Source organism: Pseudarthrobacter sp. PH31-O2, from assembly GCF_030063265.1.
GTDB lineage: Bacteria > Actinomycetota > Actinomycetes > Actinomycetales > Micrococcaceae > Arthrobacter.
Map to the genome: position 1 here is coordinate 471,344 of NZ_JASIST010000001.1, position 16,398 is coordinate 487,741.

Annotated in this window: 17 protein-coding genes; 13 read left to right on the plus strand and 4 right to left on the minus strand. The window is 63.7% G+C overall.

Annotated features, from left to right (window positions below; genetic code table 11):
- Nucleotides 1-187: 187 nt before the first annotated feature.
- Together QMG72_RS02085 and QMG72_RS02090 are read right to left on the minus strand one after the other, a co-directional pair.
- Nucleotides 188-694 carry a DUF2004 domain-containing protein gene (locus QMG72_RS02085; RefSeq protein WP_226774557.1) on the minus strand — a complete coding sequence of 169 codons (507 nt, stop codon included), beginning with the start codon at nt 692-694 and terminating at the stop codon, nt 188-190.
- Nucleotides 695-757: 63 nt separating this feature from the next.
- Nucleotides 758-2,653 carry a BCCT family transporter gene (locus QMG72_RS02090; RefSeq protein ID WP_226774556.1) on the minus strand — a complete coding sequence of 632 codons (1,896 nt, stop codon included), beginning with the start codon at nt 2,651-2,653 and terminating at the stop codon, nt 758-760.
- A 101-nt stretch (nt 2,654-2,754) separates the two neighbouring features.
- On the opposite strand from QMG72_RS02090, the gene QMG72_RS02095 reads away from it, so the two are divergent.
- Together QMG72_RS02095 and QMG72_RS02100 are read left to right on the plus strand one after the other, a co-directional pair.
- The gene (locus QMG72_RS02095) at nt 2,755-3,060 is read left to right on the plus strand and encodes a hypothetical protein (protein WP_283479502.1); all 306 of its coding nucleotides are present in this window, start codon (nt 2,755-2,757) and stop codon (nt 3,058-3,060) included.
- Nucleotides 3,018-4,151 carry an aldehyde dehydrogenase family protein gene (locus QMG72_RS02100; RefSeq protein ID WP_283479504.1) on the plus strand — a complete coding sequence of 378 codons (1,134 nt, stop codon included), beginning with the start codon at nt 3,018-3,020 and terminating at the stop codon, nt 4,149-4,151. Before QMG72_RS02095 ends, QMG72_RS02100 begins: the two co-directional genes overlap by 43 nt.
- Before the next feature lies 1 nt (nt 4,152).
- On the opposite strand, the gene QMG72_RS02105 is transcribed toward QMG72_RS02100, so the two are convergent.
- Entirely contained in the window at nt 4,153-5,085 is a 933-nt protein-coding gene (locus QMG72_RS02105; protein WP_283479505.1) for a LysR family transcriptional regulator, read from the minus strand.
- Nucleotides 5,086-5,268: 183 nt separating this feature from the next.
- Here QMG72_RS02105 and QMG72_RS02110 point away from each other — a divergent pair, with 183 nt between their 5' ends.
- The 11 genes from QMG72_RS02110 to QMG72_RS02160 all read left to right on the plus strand — a co-directional run bounded on the left by QMG72_RS02110 (nt 5,269) and on the right by QMG72_RS02160 (nt 15,882).
- A complete protein-coding gene (locus QMG72_RS02110) occupies nt 5,269-6,663 on the plus strand; it encodes an NAD(P)/FAD-dependent oxidoreductase (RefSeq protein WP_283479506.1) in 1,395 nt (464 codons plus the stop codon).
- Nucleotides 6,660-7,391, plus strand: a complete 732-nt coding sequence (locus QMG72_RS02115; RefSeq protein ID WP_283479507.1) for a DUF1365 domain-containing protein — start codon at nt 6,660-6,662, stop codon at nt 7,389-7,391. Before QMG72_RS02110 ends, QMG72_RS02115 begins: the two co-directional genes overlap by 4 nt.
- A gap of 2 nt (nt 7,392-7,393) precedes the next feature.
- Complete coding sequence (locus QMG72_RS02120; protein WP_256446784.1) at nt 7,394-8,761, plus strand: class I SAM-dependent methyltransferase; 1,368 nt, start codon at nt 7,394-7,396, stop codon at nt 8,759-8,761.
- Nucleotides 8,758-10,014: an SAM-dependent methyltransferase gene (locus tag QMG72_RS02125; protein WP_283479508.1), complete on the plus strand. Its 1,257-nt coding sequence runs from the start codon at nt 8,758-8,760 to the stop codon at nt 10,012-10,014. Before QMG72_RS02120 ends, QMG72_RS02125 begins: the two co-directional genes overlap by 4 nt.
- A gap of 512 nt (nt 10,015-10,526) precedes the next feature.
- Nucleotides 10,527-10,772, plus strand: a complete 246-nt coding sequence (gene nrdH / locus QMG72_RS02130; RefSeq protein ID WP_253032606.1) for a glutaredoxin-like protein NrdH — start codon at nt 10,527-10,529, stop codon at nt 10,770-10,772.
- A 39-nt stretch (nt 10,773-10,811) separates the two neighbouring features.
- On the plus strand, nt 10,812-11,306 hold the full coding sequence (gene nrdI, locus QMG72_RS02135; RefSeq protein WP_253032607.1) for a class Ib ribonucleoside-diphosphate reductase assembly flavoprotein NrdI: 495 nt from the start codon (nt 10,812-10,814) through the stop codon (nt 11,304-11,306).
- Nucleotides 11,307-11,386: 80 nt separating this feature from the next.
- The gene (gene nrdE, locus QMG72_RS02140; protein ID WP_283479731.1) at nt 11,387-13,507 is read left to right on the plus strand and encodes a class 1b ribonucleoside-diphosphate reductase subunit alpha; all 2,121 of its coding nucleotides are present in this window, start codon (nt 11,387-11,389) and stop codon (nt 13,505-13,507) included.
- 35 nt (nt 13,508-13,542) lie between these two features.
- The gene (locus QMG72_RS02145; protein WP_283479510.1) at nt 13,543-14,337 is read left to right on the plus strand and encodes an NUMOD3 domain-containing DNA-binding protein; all 795 of its coding nucleotides are present in this window, start codon (nt 13,543-13,545) and stop codon (nt 14,335-14,337) included.
- Nucleotides 14,334-15,308 carry a class 1b ribonucleoside-diphosphate reductase subunit beta gene (gene nrdF / locus QMG72_RS02150; protein WP_226774546.1) on the plus strand — a complete coding sequence of 325 codons (975 nt, stop codon included), beginning with the start codon at nt 14,334-14,336 and terminating at the stop codon, nt 15,306-15,308. The genes QMG72_RS02145 and nrdF overlap by 4 nt, the downstream gene beginning before the upstream one ends.
- Before the next feature lie 68 nt (nt 15,309-15,376).
- Nucleotides 15,377-15,625 carry a type II toxin-antitoxin system Phd/YefM family antitoxin gene (locus QMG72_RS02155; RefSeq protein ID WP_142037365.1) on the plus strand — a complete coding sequence of 83 codons (249 nt, stop codon included), beginning with the start codon at nt 15,377-15,379 and terminating at the stop codon, nt 15,623-15,625.
- Nucleotides 15,622-15,882 carry a type II toxin-antitoxin system RelE family toxin gene (locus QMG72_RS02160; protein ID WP_226774545.1) on the plus strand — a complete coding sequence of 87 codons (261 nt, stop codon included), beginning with the start codon at nt 15,622-15,624 and terminating at the stop codon, nt 15,880-15,882. The genes QMG72_RS02155 and QMG72_RS02160 overlap by 4 nt, the downstream gene beginning before the upstream one ends.
- A gap of 27 nt (nt 15,883-15,909) precedes the next feature.
- Here the strand turns inward: QMG72_RS02160 and QMG72_RS02165 are convergent, their stop codons facing one another.
- Nucleotides 15,910-16,383 (minus strand): hypothetical protein, encoded by a 474-nt coding sequence (locus tag QMG72_RS02165; protein WP_283479515.1) that lies wholly within the window; start codon nt 16,381-16,383, stop codon nt 15,910-15,912.
- Between the last annotated feature and the right edge of the window lie 15 nt (nt 16,384-16,398).

The following is a 16,398-nucleotide window of genomic DNA, read 5'->3' on the forward strand; positions in this document are numbered from 1 at the left end:
TGCGGCCTGAAAACCCGCGGCTACGCCGAAACCGAAGAATCCCTGCGCAACCTCGTCGCCGCCACCCGCACGGTGCGTGCCGGGCTGCTTGCGGCGGCCAACTAGCCCAGCGCCAGGTACGACGCCGGCCGGTCACCCCGCAAAGGTGACCGGCCGGCGTCGTACGTTTGAAGTTGTGCCCGTGAAGTCAGCTCTCCCAGAGGATCTCATCATCCACGACGCCGTCCTCGTCCGCCGAAGCGACCAGGACTTCGTCGGTGAAATGGTTTCCGAGGGTGAAATCCAGGACGAAGTAGCGCTCCGGCTGGCCGGGGAAAATCCCCACATGGCCCAGTTTCAGGGCCTTGAGGAATACCTCATTGGTCAGCTGGCTCTTGTCCGTGATGCCAAAGACCTTCTGCAGGTGTTCGGCCTTAATCGCGTTGCAGTGAAAATGGCGGTATTCCTGCGGGCTGGTTCCGTCTTCATCGAGTTCCTCGGCGATCATGTCGCGGACCTCGTCCACAAGCTCGGGCAGGAACCGGAGGCGGTAGTCGACCTTGCGCAGGGCCGCTTCATCGAAGTGGTCGTGCGCTTGGACATTTAAGTCAAGCTCCAGGGTTTGACCCGCCAGATCATGCTTGGCGGAGAAATTATGGTCTCTCCCGTGGTTGAGCTCGACTTCTCCGAAATGCTGGCTGGCTACCTTGCTCATACTTTCAACATAGCCCTGAATACCGCTCCGTTCCAGCGTTCGCCCTGCCTTTTTAGCGCAGGATCACCAGCGCGAGGGTTCCTGATCGCCCCGGTCCGGGATGTCCTTGGCATCCCGGGAAACAAACGGATCGTGTTCCACAACGTTGTCAACGTCGGAGATCAGGACGTCATGGGACTCGGCGTTTTCGATCGCCAGGGCCCGTTCCGAGGCGTGCCGTGGCTGCGGCGCCTCGGCCATCAGGGTGTCGACGGCCGCGGTGGATGGCTCGGGGCTTGGCAGGATTTCCGCCGGGACTGCCGTCCCGGCCGGGGCGCCGCGGCGGCGCAGCAGCTGCATCCAGCGCGGTGTATTGCCGAGGATCCCGTTCTCGGCGAGTTCTTCCACTTCCAGGCCGTAGAAGTCACCGATGTGGTCTACCAGTTGGGCGCGGCGGGCCCTGTCGTAGGCCCGGCGCTCACGGCTGAAGGCGATGAACGTGGACCAGCAAATCAGCAGCATCACCACGCTGAAAGGCAGCGCGATGATAATCGCCGCGGTCTGCAGGGCCACCAGCCCGCCGGAGATCAGCAGGGAGATGGCCAGGACCGCGGTGATCAGGACAAAGAAGGTCCTGATGCGTTTCTTCGGGTTGACCTGGCCGCCGGTGGCGATCATGCCCATCACCAGGGCCCCGGAGTCCGAGGAGGTGATAAAGAAAATGGCGATCAGCAGGATGACGCCCACAGTCAGGACCGGAGTGCCGGGGATGAAGTCGAGCATGCTGAACAGGGCGCTGGAGACATTGACACTGCCGTCGGACTCCAGGAGTGTGCCGTTGCCGCCGAGTTCGACAGCGAGGGCTGTGCCGCCAAGGACGCTGAACCAGAGGATGCCGATCAGGGTCGGGACCAGGATGACGCCGGCAACAAACTGGCGGACCGTGCGGCCCTTGGAAATCCGGGCAATGAAAATACCAACAAAGGGGGCCCAGGAAATCCACCAGCCCCAGTAGAACGAGGTCCAGGAGGCTTGCCATGCTTCGCCGGCAGCACCGGTGAAGGCATTGACGTTAAAGGAGAGCGAAACGAAGTTCTGGACGTAGGCGCCCATGGACTGGACAAATTCGCGCAGCAGGAAGGTCGACGGGCCAAAGACCAGCAGGTAGACCACCAGCAGGCCGGCGAGCACGAGGTTGATGCTGGAGAGCCATTTCATGCCCTTGGTCAGTCCGGAGAGGACGGAGAGCAGGACGAAGAAGGAAATGATGATGATAATAACGATTTCGGAGCCACGGCTGGCTTCCACCAGGTTGATGCTTTCCAGCCCGGCGCTGATCTGCAGCACACCCAGGCCCAAGGAGGTCGCCACGCCGAACAGGGTGCCCACCAAGGCGACAACGTCGATGGCGTTTCCCCACGAACCCTGCACCCGCTTGCCCAGCAGCGGTTCAAGGGCCCAGCGGATGGACACGGGCCGTTTGCGGCGGTGGATCGCGTAGGCGAGGGCAAGTCCGATCACCACGTAGATGGACCAGGCGTGGACCCCCCAATGCAGGTACGTCTGGCTGAGCGCTTGCTGGGCCAGTTCCGAGGGGGTACCGCTCACCCCGGGCCGGGGATTGGCGAAGTGGCTCAGCGGTTCGCTGACACCATAAAAAACCAGGCCGATGCCCATGCCGGCTGCGAACAGAAGCGCAAACCAGGCCAGCAGGGAAAACTCGGGTTCGTCGTCGTCGTGGCCGAGCTTGATGTCGCCAAAACGGCTGAAGCCAAGGAAGAGGCTAAAGGCAACAAAGAAGCTGGTAATCAGGACGTAGTACCAGTTGAAGGAGTTCACGATGTTTGACTGGATGGTGCTGAACATTGCTTCGGCGGTCTTGGGAGCCAGCAGTGCAAATGCCGCGAAAACGGTCACCAGCACTGCAGCGGGCCAGAAGACCCACCGTTCTACGATTCGGGGTCTAGTATTTTCGGCCATCCTTCTAGCCTAACTGCCTGAGAGCCGGCTGGGAGCAGGGATTCTTGGCAGCTAGGGTGCGGACACCGTTGCCGGCGGCAACGTCCGGGTACATTTATGACATGCAACCCGCAGCCGCCGCCGTCGCCCGCGCCCGTGAAACTTTTGACAGCGGAGCCACGCGTCCGTTGGCCTGGCGGCTTGAAAGGCTCGCCGGATTGCGCCGGATGCTGGCCGATCACAGCGACGATTTTGCCGAAGCGCTGGGCAGCGATCTGGGCAAACACGCGACCGAGTCGCTGCTGGCGGAGTCGGATTTGTCACAGCAGAAGCCGCGCATCTGGAAAAAAACCTCAAAGGATGGCTGCGGCCGCGTGCCGTCGCCGTGCCGCTTGCGGTCCGGCCCGCCAAAGCCTGGACCGAGCTGACCCCGCTCGGCGTGGTGCTGGTGATCGGGCCCTGGAACTACCCGCTGCAGTTGCTGCTGGCGCCGCTGGCAGGTGCGCTCGCCGCCGGCAACACAGCCGTGCTGAAACCCAGCGAGCACGCGCCAGCGACTTCGGCGGCCCTGGCCCGTTGGATCCCCGAATATTTGGCCGGGGCGGTGCAGGTGGTGGAAGGCGGAATCCCGGAAACCACTGCGCTGTTGGCTGCGCAGGTTGACCATATTTTCTTCACCGGCGGGGAAACGGCCGCCAAAGTGGTGCTGCGCGCGGCGGCGGAGAACCTGACACCGGTAACCCTGGAACTCGGCGGCAAGTCACCGGCCTATGTGGACGCCTCCACGGACCTGGCCGGGGCAGCCAAGCGGATCGCCTGGGGGAAGTTCATAAATGCCGGGCAGACCTGTGTGGCGCCCGACTATGTCCTGGCCACCAAGGACGTGCTGGTGCCGCTGGAGCGAGAGCTGGTTAAGGCAATCGGCGAGCTCTTCGGGCCGGATGCTTCCCGCAGCGACTCCTACGGCCGGATCGTCAACGATCAGCACTTCGCGCGCCTCGCGGCCCTCGCCGACGGCAGCACAGTCGTCCACGGCGGCCAACGGAACGCCGCGACCCGGTACTTCGCCCCGACCCTGCTTCGGCCCGCTCCCGGGGACGCCCTGATGGGGGAGGAGATCTTCGGTCCGCTGCTGCCGCTGGTTCCCGTCGCCGGGCGGGAGGAAGCCATCCGGAGAATCAACGACGGCGCCAAGCCGCTGGCGCTGTACGTGTTCAGCGGCGACGAGGGCACCCGCCGGGCATTCGCGGACCAGACATCGTCGGGAGCGCTGTGCTTCGACGTCCCCGCGGCGCACCTGATGGTTCCGGGGCTGCCGTTCGGCGGCGTCGGCGCCAGCGGGATGGGCGCGTATCACGGGGAGTATTCACTGCGGACCTTTTCACACGAGCGGGCAACCCTGGCCAAGCCGCTGCGGCCGGACACGCTGGAACTGATTTATCCGCCCTACAACAAAACCAAACGCTGGGTCGTCAGCACGCTGGTGGCACCCGTTGGCAAGCGGTTCCGCAAGAACTGACTCACCCGTTGCCGGTGACGGCACGCTGGACGGACGGTGAATTGAACGTTTCGCCCAATAGATCGACAAAAAGCTGCACCTGGGCTGTCTGCTTTTCATTGATCAGCAGGGCAAAAACGTTGCGGGCAAGCCGGATCTCCGGAACGTCCAGCACCACCACACCGGCCGGGCGGTGCAGCAGGGCCAGTTCGGGAACCAGCGCAGCCCCCAGCCCGGCCGCGGCCATCTCCAGGCTGGCATGGAAGTCATCGCTGTACGCCACCACCCGGGGGTGCAGGTTGCAGCTGGCGAAGAGGCGCTCGATCACTGTGGCGTCGGACGTGCCGGGATGATGCACGATCCAGGGCATGTCCGAGAGGTGGTCTGCCGCGATCTTCGAATCCGTGCCGATGCCCCAGGCGGCCGGCAGCACCACCCGGAAGTTGTCATCGCCGATCCACTGCCGGTTGACGGTGTGCGGCCAGGCGAGGCCCGACTGCCCCACCTGGTACACCAAGGCGACGTCGAGTTCGCCGCCGGTGCGCAGGCCCTGGATGGTCTGGGCCGGCTCAGCGACGGAGACCCGCAGGTCGATGCCAAGCTTCTTCCAGGCCGGGTTCGCCAGGATCCGGGGCAGCACATAGGTGGCCAGGCTGGGGAAGATGCCCAGCCGGAGTTCCTGCCGGGTGGTGTCACCGGTGCGGGAGGCCGCCGCCATCAGCGCCTCGATGTCGGTGAGCACCTTGGCCGCGTGCCGGGTCATAACCTGGGCGGCCTCGGTGGGGTGGATGCTGCGGGCCGAGCGCTGGAACAGTTCGACGCCGGTGTCACGCTCCAGGGCGGACATCTGCTGGGAAACGGCCGACGCCGTGTACCCGAGGCGCGTGGCGGCGGCCGCGAAGGACCCGAGCCGGGTCACTTCGACCAGGGTCCGCAGATGGACGGGGTTAATCAAGGGGTGCCCTTCTCGGATTCCGGTGAGGCGGGACCGCAATCCCGCTTCATTCTGGCACATTGGTTTCAAGCAGAAAGCTGGGGAACCGCACACATCCGCGGGCGCCTCGGCGACGAATTGCCCGTAAGAAGTTTAACCAGGACGATCCAGGCAATGGATAGAGCAGCCAACAGGAGCAAATCAGTGTCAGATGCAGCAGGGATTCCGCAAGGCCGGCGGATCGCCGTGATTGGCAGCGGCGTGGCGGGGCTGACCGCCGCGTACGTCCTGAACCGTGAGGACTCTGTCACCGTCTTCGAAGCCGATTCCCGGCTGGGCGGCCACGCCCATACCCACGACGTGCCGCAGGACGGTGGGCCGGTGCTGGGCATCGACACCGGCTTTATCGTTCACAACGAACGCACCTACCCCACGTTGCTCCGGCTTTTCGCGGAGCTGGGCGTTGAAACCCAGGACTCCGAAATGTCCATGTCCGTCCGCTGCGACGGCTGCGGTCTGGAATACGCCGGTGCCCGGGCCAAGGGCCGCGGGATCCTTCCAGGGCCTGCCACCTTGCTGCGCGGACGATACCTGCTGATGCTGCTGGAGGTGATGCGCTTCTACCGGAAGGCCCGCGCCCTGCTCGCCGAGACGGATCCGGCCGGTACCGACATCACGCTGGCGGAGTTCCTGGCCCGGGAGAAGTTCAGCCGCTACTTCATCTCGCACTTTATGACCCCGATCGTGAGCGCCGTCTGGTCCTGCGACCCGGCCACGGCGCTCGCGTACCCGGCCCGCTACCTCTTTACCTTCCTCGGCCACCACGGCCTGCTCGGAGTATCCGGTTCACCGCAGTGGCGCACCGTCACCGGCGGCTCACGCTCCTACGTGGACAAGCTTGCGGCCACGCTGGACGATATCCGGCTCGCCAGCCCGGTCACCGGCGTGCGCCGGCACGCGGACGGCGTGGAACTAACGACCGGAAACGCCGACGCCGGCTTCCGCACCGAAAACTTCGACGCCGTGGTGATCGCCACCCACCCGGCCCAGGCGCTGGGCATGCTCAACGACGCCTCGCCCGCGGAGCAGGCCGCGCTCGGCGGCATGCCGTACTCGGTAAACCACACCGTCTTCCACCGCGATGCCGCCGTGCTGCCCGCCAGTGACAATGCCAAGGCGTCCTGGAACTACCGGCTGCCCGCCTGTGACGCCCGCCCGGACAAGGTCCTGGTCAGCTACGACATGACCCGGCTGCAGCGGCTGGACACCGCCGACGGCGGACGCTACATCGTCAGCCTCGGCGAGTCCGAGCTGATTGCCGACCATACGGTGCTTGACCGGATGGTCTACGAGCACCCGCAGTACACGCCCGAATCGCTCCGGGCCCAGCAGCAGATCCTGGCCCTAGGCGGCGCCCGGCTGGCCTTCGCCGGCGCCTACCACGGCTGGGGATTCCACGAAGACGGCGCCCTTTCCGGGGTCCGGGCCGCGGAACGGCTCGGTCGCAGCTGGGACATCCCCGCCGTGGCCCTGAACGCGGAGTACCGCGCCGTCGCGATCGATCCGGACCTGCAAAGCGCCGCCGCGGAGGGCTCATGAGCGCCGCGGCGGCCATCTACCGCACCTCGATTGCGCATGTTCGGCGCACCCCGCTGAAGAACGCTTTCACGTACCGCAGCTACAGCTGGTATGTCGACGTCGACCGGCTGCCCAGGGTGCCCCGGCTGCTGCGTCCGCTGGCCGATTTTCGTGTCGCGGACCACCTGGGTGACCCGGAGGGCACGCTGCGCGGGAACGTGGAGGCGTTCCTGGCCACCCGCGGGGTCACCCTGGACGGCGGCCGGATCACGATGCTTGCCAGTGCCCGGGTATTCGGGCACGTGTTTAATCCGCTGAGCCTGTTCTGGTGCCACGACGCTGCCGGGGAACTGCGCTGCGTTGTGGCGGAGGTCCATAACACCTACGGTGAACGGCACTGCTACCTGCTGGAGACGGACGACGCCGGCCGGGCCAGCGTGCCGAAGGCCTTTTACGTTTCACCGTTCAACGACGTCGACGGCGAGTACCGGATGAAACTGCCGGAACCCGGCGCACGGCTCGCCGTCTCGATAGTGCTGGAACGCGAAGGGCACCGGCCTTTTATCGCCAGCATGGACGGTGAACGGCACGACGCCACGGTGCGGACTATCCTCGCCACGGCGCTCGCCGTCCCGCTTGCGCCGCTGCGCGTCTCGGCGCAGATCCGCTGGCAGGGAATCAAACTTTGGGCACGCCGGCTGCCCCTGATCAAACGACCGCACCACCCTTCCCAGGAGGCAGTACAGTGACAATGACCGAAGCGACCGGATCGGGCGCGGCGCGCCGCGAGAATGAGGCCGCAGCCCCTTACACCGTTCCGCAGCCTCCGGCGGTGGTTGACGCCGCCATCTGGCCCAGCATCGCCACAGTCCCCTCAAGCCTGAAGGCGCGGCTGGCCGGCCGCGCTGCTGACGCCATCTTCAAAGCCGCGGTCCGCCGGCTCCCGCTGGAGGTCCGCTACCCGGACGGGACCGTCCTGGGCAAGGCAGCCACGCCGGGCCACCGCTACCCGGTTATGACCATGAACCGTCCCCAGGCCTTTGCGGCCCGGCTCGGCGACGGCGGATTGATCGGCCTGGGCGAGTCCTTTATGGCCGGCGATTGGGACGCTGACAATCTGACAGCCGTGATGGAGGTTTTTGCCGCCCGCGTCGGGACCCTCGTGCCGGAGCCGCTGCAGAAACTGCGTGCGTTCTACCTGCCGCGCCAGCCGCGCAAGGAACGCAACACCGAGCAGAACACCCGCTCGAACATCTCCCGGCACTATGACCTTTCCAACGAACTGTTTTCCACGTTCCTGGACGAGACCATGACCTACTCCAGTGCGCTGTTCCCGGAGACCGGCGAGGCCCTCAAAAGCGTGGCCTGGGACGGTTTTGCCGCGGCGCAGCAGGCCAAGATCGACCGCCTGCTGGACAAGGCCGGCGTCGGGGCGGGCACCCGGGTGCTGGAAATCGGCACCGGCTGGGGCGAGCTCGCCCTCCGGGCAGCACAGCGCGGGGCCACCGTTTACTCCGTCACCCTCTCCAGCGAGCAGCAGGAACTTGCCCGCAAGCGGGTCGCCGACGCGGGGTACGCCGACGCCGTCACAATCGAACTGAAGGACTACCGCGCGGTTGAAGGCGAGTACGACGCCGTCGTCTCCGTGGAGATGATCGAAGCCGTGGGCTTCGAATACTGGGCTACGTATTTTCAGACGATCGAGCGTCTCCTGGCCCCGGGCGGAAAGGTCGCCATCCAGGCCATCACCATCGCCCACGACCGGCTGATGGCCACCCGCACCAGCTACACCTGGGTGCACAAGTACATCTTCCCCGGCGGCGTCATTCCCTCGGTGCGCGCCATCGAGGACACCACGGCCAAGCAGACGGGACTGCGCGTGCGCGAACGCCTGGCCATGGGGGAGCACTACGCCCAGTCGCTCAGGCTCTGGGAAGAGCGCTTTATGGCCCGCTCCGCCGAGGTCCGGGCGCTGGGCTTCGATGAGATCTTCCAGCGTATGTGGCTGTTCTACCTCTGCTACTCCCGGGCAGGCTTCGAAACCGGCTACCTCGACGTGCAGCAGATCGTGCTGGACCGTCGGACAGTGGGCGAGTCGAACAACGGATCCGCCGAATGACGGCGCCGCTGGCCACAATGGTCGAGGAGGTCCTGCGGCCGCTTGCCGGCGGGGAGCTCCCCGTCCGGCTCGTCGCCTGGGACGGCAGCGAGGCCGGTCCGGCCGGCGCCCCGGTGGTCCGGCTCAACTCCCCGGATGCCATCCGGCGCCTGCTCTGGGCGCCGGGGGAGCTGGGCGCCGCGCAGGCATATGTCACCGGTGAGCTGGATCTCGACGACGACCTGAACAGCACCCTCGAGCACCTCTGGAAGGTGGTACGGGACCGGGGCCTCGCCGGTATCCGCCCCACGCCGGCGGTGCTGGCCGGCGTCGCACGGATTGCCCGCGCCGCCGGGGCTCTCGGCGCGCCGCCGCCGCCGCCGGCCAGCCAGGCCAGGGTCAAGGGACGGCTGCACAGCCTCCTCCGGGACCGTGCCGCGATCAGCCACCACTACGACCTCAGCAACGATTTCTATGCGCTGATCCTGGACCCGCAGATGGCCTACTCCAGCGGCTACTGGACGGATCGGGCAGCGGACGGCAGTTCGTCCCCGAACTACGGGCTGGAAGACGCCCAGCGGGACAAGCTGGACCTGGTCTGCCGCAAGATCGGGCTCAAGGCGGGGATGCGGATGCTGGACGTCGGCTGCGGCTGGGGCTCGCTGAGCCTGCATGCGGCGCAGTACTACGGCGTCGACGTCGTCGGCGTCACCCTCTCCGTGCAGCAGAAGGCGTTCATCGACGCCCGGATCAAGGAACGCGGCCTTGAGGGGCGCGTTGAGATCCGGGTCCAGGATTACCGGGAAATCCCGGACGGACCGTTCGACGCCGTCGCCTCCCTGGAAATGGGCGAACACGTTGGCCAGCAGAATTACCCCGTCTACGCCGCCGCCCTGTTTAATAACCTCGCCCCTGGTGGCCGGGTGCTGGTCCAGCAAATGTCCCGGCGGGGCAAGCATCCCGGCGGGGGTCCCTTTATCGAGTCCTTTATTGCCCCGGACATGCACATGCGTCCGGTCGGGGACACGCTGGGCTTCCTGGAAGACGCTGGCCTGGAGGTCGAGGGCGTGCAGGGCATGCGCCGTGACTATGTCCGGACCCTCGAGGCCTGGTACGCGCGGTTCGAGGAGAACCACGCGGCCGCCGTCGAAATGATGGGGGCGGAAGTCGCCCGGGTCTGGCGGCTGTACCTGGTCGGCGCACTGCGCAGCTTTGCCGAACGCCGAATGGGCGTGGAGCAGATTCTCTGCAGCAGGCCGGAGACCGGCAAGTAACAGCAACTCTGAGTCGCCGCACGCCGGCGAAGGCGGGCACCCGGTGGGTGTCCGCCTTCTTCGTGTTTCCGGACACCAGGCCGGGTGCTTAACGCCACGCCGGGACCCGGTCGCCGGCTCCCGCGACACGCCGTCCACCCCACGACACGCAGGGAGTTAATTGTGCAAAGGTACTCCACAGCCTGTGGATTTCGTCCGTCAAAATGGCGGAATTCCGGACATTTTGAGCCACCCTGCCTGTGGACTGATGGTGCATTAAATGACATACTTGTAATACATCATCTTGGGGTCCACATCGGGCTCTTGCACAACATGTAGTATCGACATACAGTTCCAGCGGAGCAGCAGTGCTCGCCAGGCAAGACCAGTAACGGATCAGGATTCCTGTCCCGGACCGGCCAGCCCGGACCACTGGCACCAGAGCCTCAGCTCACCAGCAACAGCCTCTGCGCAGCACGCAGTTCGCCGTGGATTACGCAGTACCAAAGACTTCAACAAAGGGGACAGGGACCATGACCGTTACGGTTTACACGAAACCGGCCTGTGTTCAGTGCAACGCGACATACCGCGCGCTGGATAAGAAGGGCATCACCTACCAGAGCGTCGACATCTCCCAGGATGCGGATGCCCTCGAGCGCCTGAAAGGCCTCGGCTACATGCAGGCCCCGGTTGTCGTCACGGACCAGGACCACTGGTCCGGTTTCCGCCCCGACAAGATCGAGGAACTGGCGCAGGCGTACGCCGTCGCCGTCGCCTAAAACGCTTGACACGAAATCACGTTCGATGAGGTGACACCCATGGCACCAGTGGCAACGGCAACGGCCCACACTTCGCCGGCGGCAGACGACCGGAACCCGGCTACGGTCCGGAGCACTGCCAGTCACCTCATCTACTTCTCCTCCAGTTCGGAAAACACCGCACGCTTCGTCGGGAAGCTGGGCATCGACGCCGCCCGGATTCCGCTCCATGCGAGGGAACCGGCGCTGGTGGCCACCGAACCCTTTGTATTGGTGCTCCCGACTTACGGCGGCACCGGGGGAGAAGGTTCCGTTCCGAAGCAGGTCATCCGCTTCCTGAACGATCCGCGCAACCGGGAAGAAATCCGGGGCGTGATCGGGGCAGGCAATACGAACTTTGGGGACAACTACTGCATGGCCGGCGACATTATTGCCGCGAAATGCCAGGTCCCGCACTTATATCGATTTGAACTTATGGGGACGCCGGAAGACGTCAGCCGGGTTCACCAAGGATTGGAAGAATTTTGGACACGACTGTCGCAGACACCGAAGTGACCGGGCCGGGCTCCCTCGGCTCAGCCGATAAGACCAGCTCCGCCGTCGAGAAGCACACCGTTCCCGGCGAGAAGCCGGCCATGCCGGCCGCTTTCCAGGGCCTGGGCTACCACGAGCTCAACGCGATGCTGAACCTCTACGGCCCGAACGGGGAGATCCAGTTCGAGGCCGACCGCGAGGCCGCCCACCAGTACTTCCTGCAGCACGTGAACAACAACACCGTCTTCTTCCACGACCTTGAGGAAAAGCTCGACTACCTCGTGAAGAACGAGTACTACGAGCGCGAAACCCTCGACCAGTACACGATGAACTTCATCCGCGAGCTCTACAACCGCGCGTACAAAAAGAAGTTCCGCTTCGAGACCTTCCTCGGCGCGTTCAAGTTCTACACCTCCTACACGCTCAAGACGTTCGACGGAAAGCGTTTCCTGGAGCGCTACGAGGACCGCGTCTGCATGGTGGCCCTGCACCTGGCCCGGGGCGATGAGCAGCTCGCGCTGCAGATGGTCGACGAAATCATCGAAGGCCGCTTCCAGCCGGCCACCCCCACGTTCCTGAACGCCGGCAAGCGCCAGCGCGGCGAGCTGGTCTCCTGCTTCCTGCTCCGCATCGAAGACAACATGGAGTCGATCGGCCGTTCCATCAACTCCGCCCTGCAGCTGTCCAAGCGCGGCGGCGGCGTGGCGTTCGCGCTGACCAACATCCGCGAGGTCGGCGCGCCGATCAAGCAGATCGAGAACCAGTCCTCCGGCGTCATCCCCGTGATGAAGCTCCTCGAGGACAGCTTCTCCTACGCCAACCAGCTCGGTGCCCGCCAGGGTGCGGGAGCTGTGTACCTGCACGCGCACCACCCGGATATCTACCGTTTCCTGGACACCAAACGGGAGAATGCGGATGAGAAGATCCGCATCAAGACCCTCTCGCTCGGCGTCGTGATCCCGGACATCACCTTCGAGCTGGCCAAGAAGGACGAGGACATGTACTTGTTCTCGCCGTACGACGTCGAAAGGGTCTACGGCATGCCGTTCTCCGACGTCTCGGTCACCGAGAAGTACTACGAGATGGTTGACGATTCCCGGATCAAAAAGACCAAGATCAAGGCGCGCGAGTTCTTCCAGACCCTCGCCGAGATCCAGTTCGAATCCGGTTACCCGTACATCATGTTCGAGGACACCGTGAACCGGGAAAACCCGATTGACGGCAAGATCATCATGTCCAACCTGTGCTCGGAGATCCTCCAGGTCTCCCAGCCCACCACGTACAACGACGACCTGTCCTACGAGACCACCGGCAAGGACATTTCCTGCAACCTGGGTTCGCTGAACATCGCGAAGGCCATGGATTCGCCGGACTTCGGCCTGACCATCGAGACGGCCATCCGGTCCCTCTCGGCCGTCTCGGACATGTCCAACATCACCTCGGTGCCCTCGATCGCCCGCGGCAACGACCAGTCCCACGCAATTGGCCTGGGCCAGATGAACCTGCACGGCTACCTGGCCCGCGAGCGGGTCCACTACGGGTCCGAAGAGGGCATCGACTTCACTAACATCTACTTCTACTCGGTGGTGTTCCACGCGGTCCGCGCCTCCAACCTGCTGGCCATCCAGACCGGCCAGACGTTCGGCGGCTTCGAGAAGTCAAAGTACGCAACAGGTGAGTTCTTCGACAAGTACACGAACCAGGAATGGGTTCCGCAGACGGCGAAGGTGGCTGAGCTGTTCCAGAACATCCACATCCCCACCCAGGATGACTGGCGCGAGCTGAAGGCCTCCGTCATGGAGCACGGCATCTACAACCAGAACCTGCAGGCCGTTCCGCCCACCGGCTCGATCTCCTACATCAACAACTCCACCTCCTCGATCCACCCGGTGGCGTCCAAGATCGAGATCCGCAAGGAAGGCAAGCTGGGCCGCGTGTACTACCCGGCGCCGTACCTGACGAACGACAACCTGGAGTACTACCAGGACGCGTACGAGATCGGCTACGAGAAGGTCATCGACACCTACGCCGCTGCCACGCAGCACGTGGACCAGGGCCTGTCCCTGACGCTGTTCTTCAAGGACACCGCCACCACGCGCGACATCAACCGGGCCCAGATCTACGCCTGGAAGAAGGGCATCAAGACCATCTACTACATCCGTCTCCGCCAGCTCGCGCTGGAAGGGACTGAGGTGGAAAATTGTGTCTCGTGTATGTTGTAATCAACTGAAATAGGTTGATTTGCTTTAGGGATGAAATGATGGAACCGACGACGGCGACGGGCGACTTGGTCTACGGCATCCGGCTTAGGCGGGAGGTCAAGTACCGCTATGTCGGTATCACGACTAAGACGGCCAGTCGTCGTTTCCATCAGCACCTGCGCGTTGCCGCTGAAGGGCGAAAGACGCCCTTCTACGATTGGCTCCGAAAGCATGATCCGGCGGACGTCATCGCGGATGAGCTGGACTGGATTGAAGGTCTGCCCGAGTTGGGGCAGGCCGAGATCGATTGGATCAGCTACCTCCGAGGCGAAGGCGATCGACTGCTGAACCTTTCGGATGGCGGTCTTGGTCCTACGGGAGTTGTGTGGACGGAAGAGATGCGGGAAGCCGCAAGTATCCGTGGCACGGGTCGGAAGGGGCTGAGCCGGCCCGGGCCGGAGAACCCCTTCTACGGTGGCAGGCACAGCCTGGAGCAACGCGGGAAGTGGTCTCAGGACCGCAAGGGAACCTACTCCGGTGCGGACAATCCCAACTTTGGTAAGTTCGGAGCGGAGCACCCGGGCTTTGGCCATACGATGAGTGAGGAATCACGGAGGGCTCTTTCCGACGCCAGGAAGGGGCCGGGGAATCCTAACTTTGGCAAGAAGCTAAGCGCGGAAACCCGGGCGAAGCTGTCAGCCGCTCAAAAAGGCAAGCCCAAGCCTGCCAGCCAGCGCAGCGCACACACCAGACATCACACCAACAAAGGCATCGAGAACGCCGAGTGCAGCTATTGCATCGAGGACTCAGCCAAACCCAGTTTCTCTGCAGAAAGCGAGTCGGAGTCATGACAGCAAAAGTAAAGCTTCTCACCCATGTTGATGCGATCAACTGGAACCGCATCCAAGACGAGAAGGACGTTGACGTCTGGAACCGCCTGGTCAACAACTTCTGGCTTCCGGAGAAGATCCCGCTGTCTAACGACGTGCAGTCGTGGGCGACGCTGACGCCCGACGAGCAGCAGCTCACCATGCGCGTGTTCACCGGCCTGACCCTGCTGGACACCATCCAGGGCACCGTCGGCGCCGTCTCCCTCATCCCGGACGCGATCACCCCGCATGAAGAAGCCGTATACACGAACATCGCGTTCATGGAGTCCGTGCACGCCAAGAGCTACTCCTCCATCTTCTCCACGCTGGCCTCCACCAAAGAGATCGACGAGGCGTTCCGCTGGTCCACCGAAAACGTGAACCTGCAGAAAAAGGCGCAGATCGTTATGGACTACTACCAGGGCGACGATCCGCTGAAGCGCAAGGTGGCCTCCACGCTGCTGGAGAGCTTCCTGTTCTACTCCGGCTTCTACCTGCCGATGTACTGGTCCTCACGGGCCAAGCTGACGAACACGGCCGACCTGATCCGCCTGATCATCCGCGACGAGGCCGTGCACGGCTACTACATCGGCTACAAGTTCCAGAAGGGCCTCGAAGGCGCCTCCGAGGAGCGCAAGCAGGAGATCAAGGACTACACCTTTGAGCTGCTGTTCGAGCTGTACGAGAACGAGGTCCAGTACACGCACGACCTCTACGACTCCGTCGGCCTGGCCGAGGACGTCAAGAAGTTCCTGCACTACAACGCCAACAAGGCCCTGATGAACCTGGGCTACGAGGCCATGTTCCCGGCCTCGGTGACGGACGTGAACCCGGCCATCCTGTCGGCGCTGTCACCGAATGCTGACGAGAACCACGACTTCTTCTCGGGGTCGGGGTCTTCTTACGTCATTGGCAAGGCTGTTAATACTGAGGATGACGACTGGGACTTCTAGTCTTCTTCTCTCCTTCGGCGGGGATGCGGCAGATGTACATCTGATGCTCTCGGATGTACATTTGTTGCATGTCGACCATCAACATCACGGACGCGCGATCACACTTGCCGGAGCTCATCGAGAAGGCCGAGTCTGAGCCGGTATTTATCGAACGCCGCGGACATCGGGCGGCGGTTCTAGTATCGCCTGAGCGATATGAGCAGATGCTTGATGCTTTGGAAGAAGTCGAGGACATTGCGGCGTTTGATGCCGCAATGGCGGAAGAAGGCGAGAACATTCCCTGGGTACAAGTGAAGGCGGATCTGGGCTGGGCATGAGCCCCTACCGGATTGAGCTTAGACCTGCCGCCATCCGCGCACTGAGAAAAATTCATCCCGAGGATAAAGAACGCATTCAAGGTGCGATCGCGCTGCTAGGCCAAGACCCACGGCCGCCCAAAGCAATTGCTTTGAGCGGCCGTCCCGGGTATCGGGTCCGTGTCGGCGACTACCGGATCATCTACACCATCCAGGACGACGTGCTCTTGGTAGTGGTCGTAAACCTCGGGCACCGTCGGGACGTCTACCAGAAGTGACTTCCGGCGACGTGCAGGCGACCTTCGCTACGCGGTAGCTCGGCGGTTGATGCGTGCGCGCTCCGCACCACGGATGATCAGTTCGCCTGCCGCTCCAATCCCCAGCAGCATCAAAAGATTCCCATTCCTGGCGGAACTCGCCGCAATATACGTGTTCTGCGCGGCAGTGACAGCGGCGATGTCATTGGCGTACCAACCGTTGACAACAGTCTGCTGCGGTGCGCCCTTTGTCTCGCCGTTGTTCATGGTGTTCTTAAGATCGGCTGCGCTGAGCCCGGACTTCCAATCGGAAGGGCTGCTGCCACTCTGAAAGGCCGGGTTGTTGACGATCCATGTGATGATCATCAGCAGACCCAGCAGCGCCCCCAAAATGATCCGGGCGCCGTTGGCCGACCGGAGCTTCGCTAACTTCAGCCTCTTGGACTTTAGCTGCGGTTCGTGGTCCGGAGTCGGCGGTACCTCCGGCATCGCGTTTCCAGTGGATGTTTCGTAAGTAGTCATTTCCCCATTTTTTCG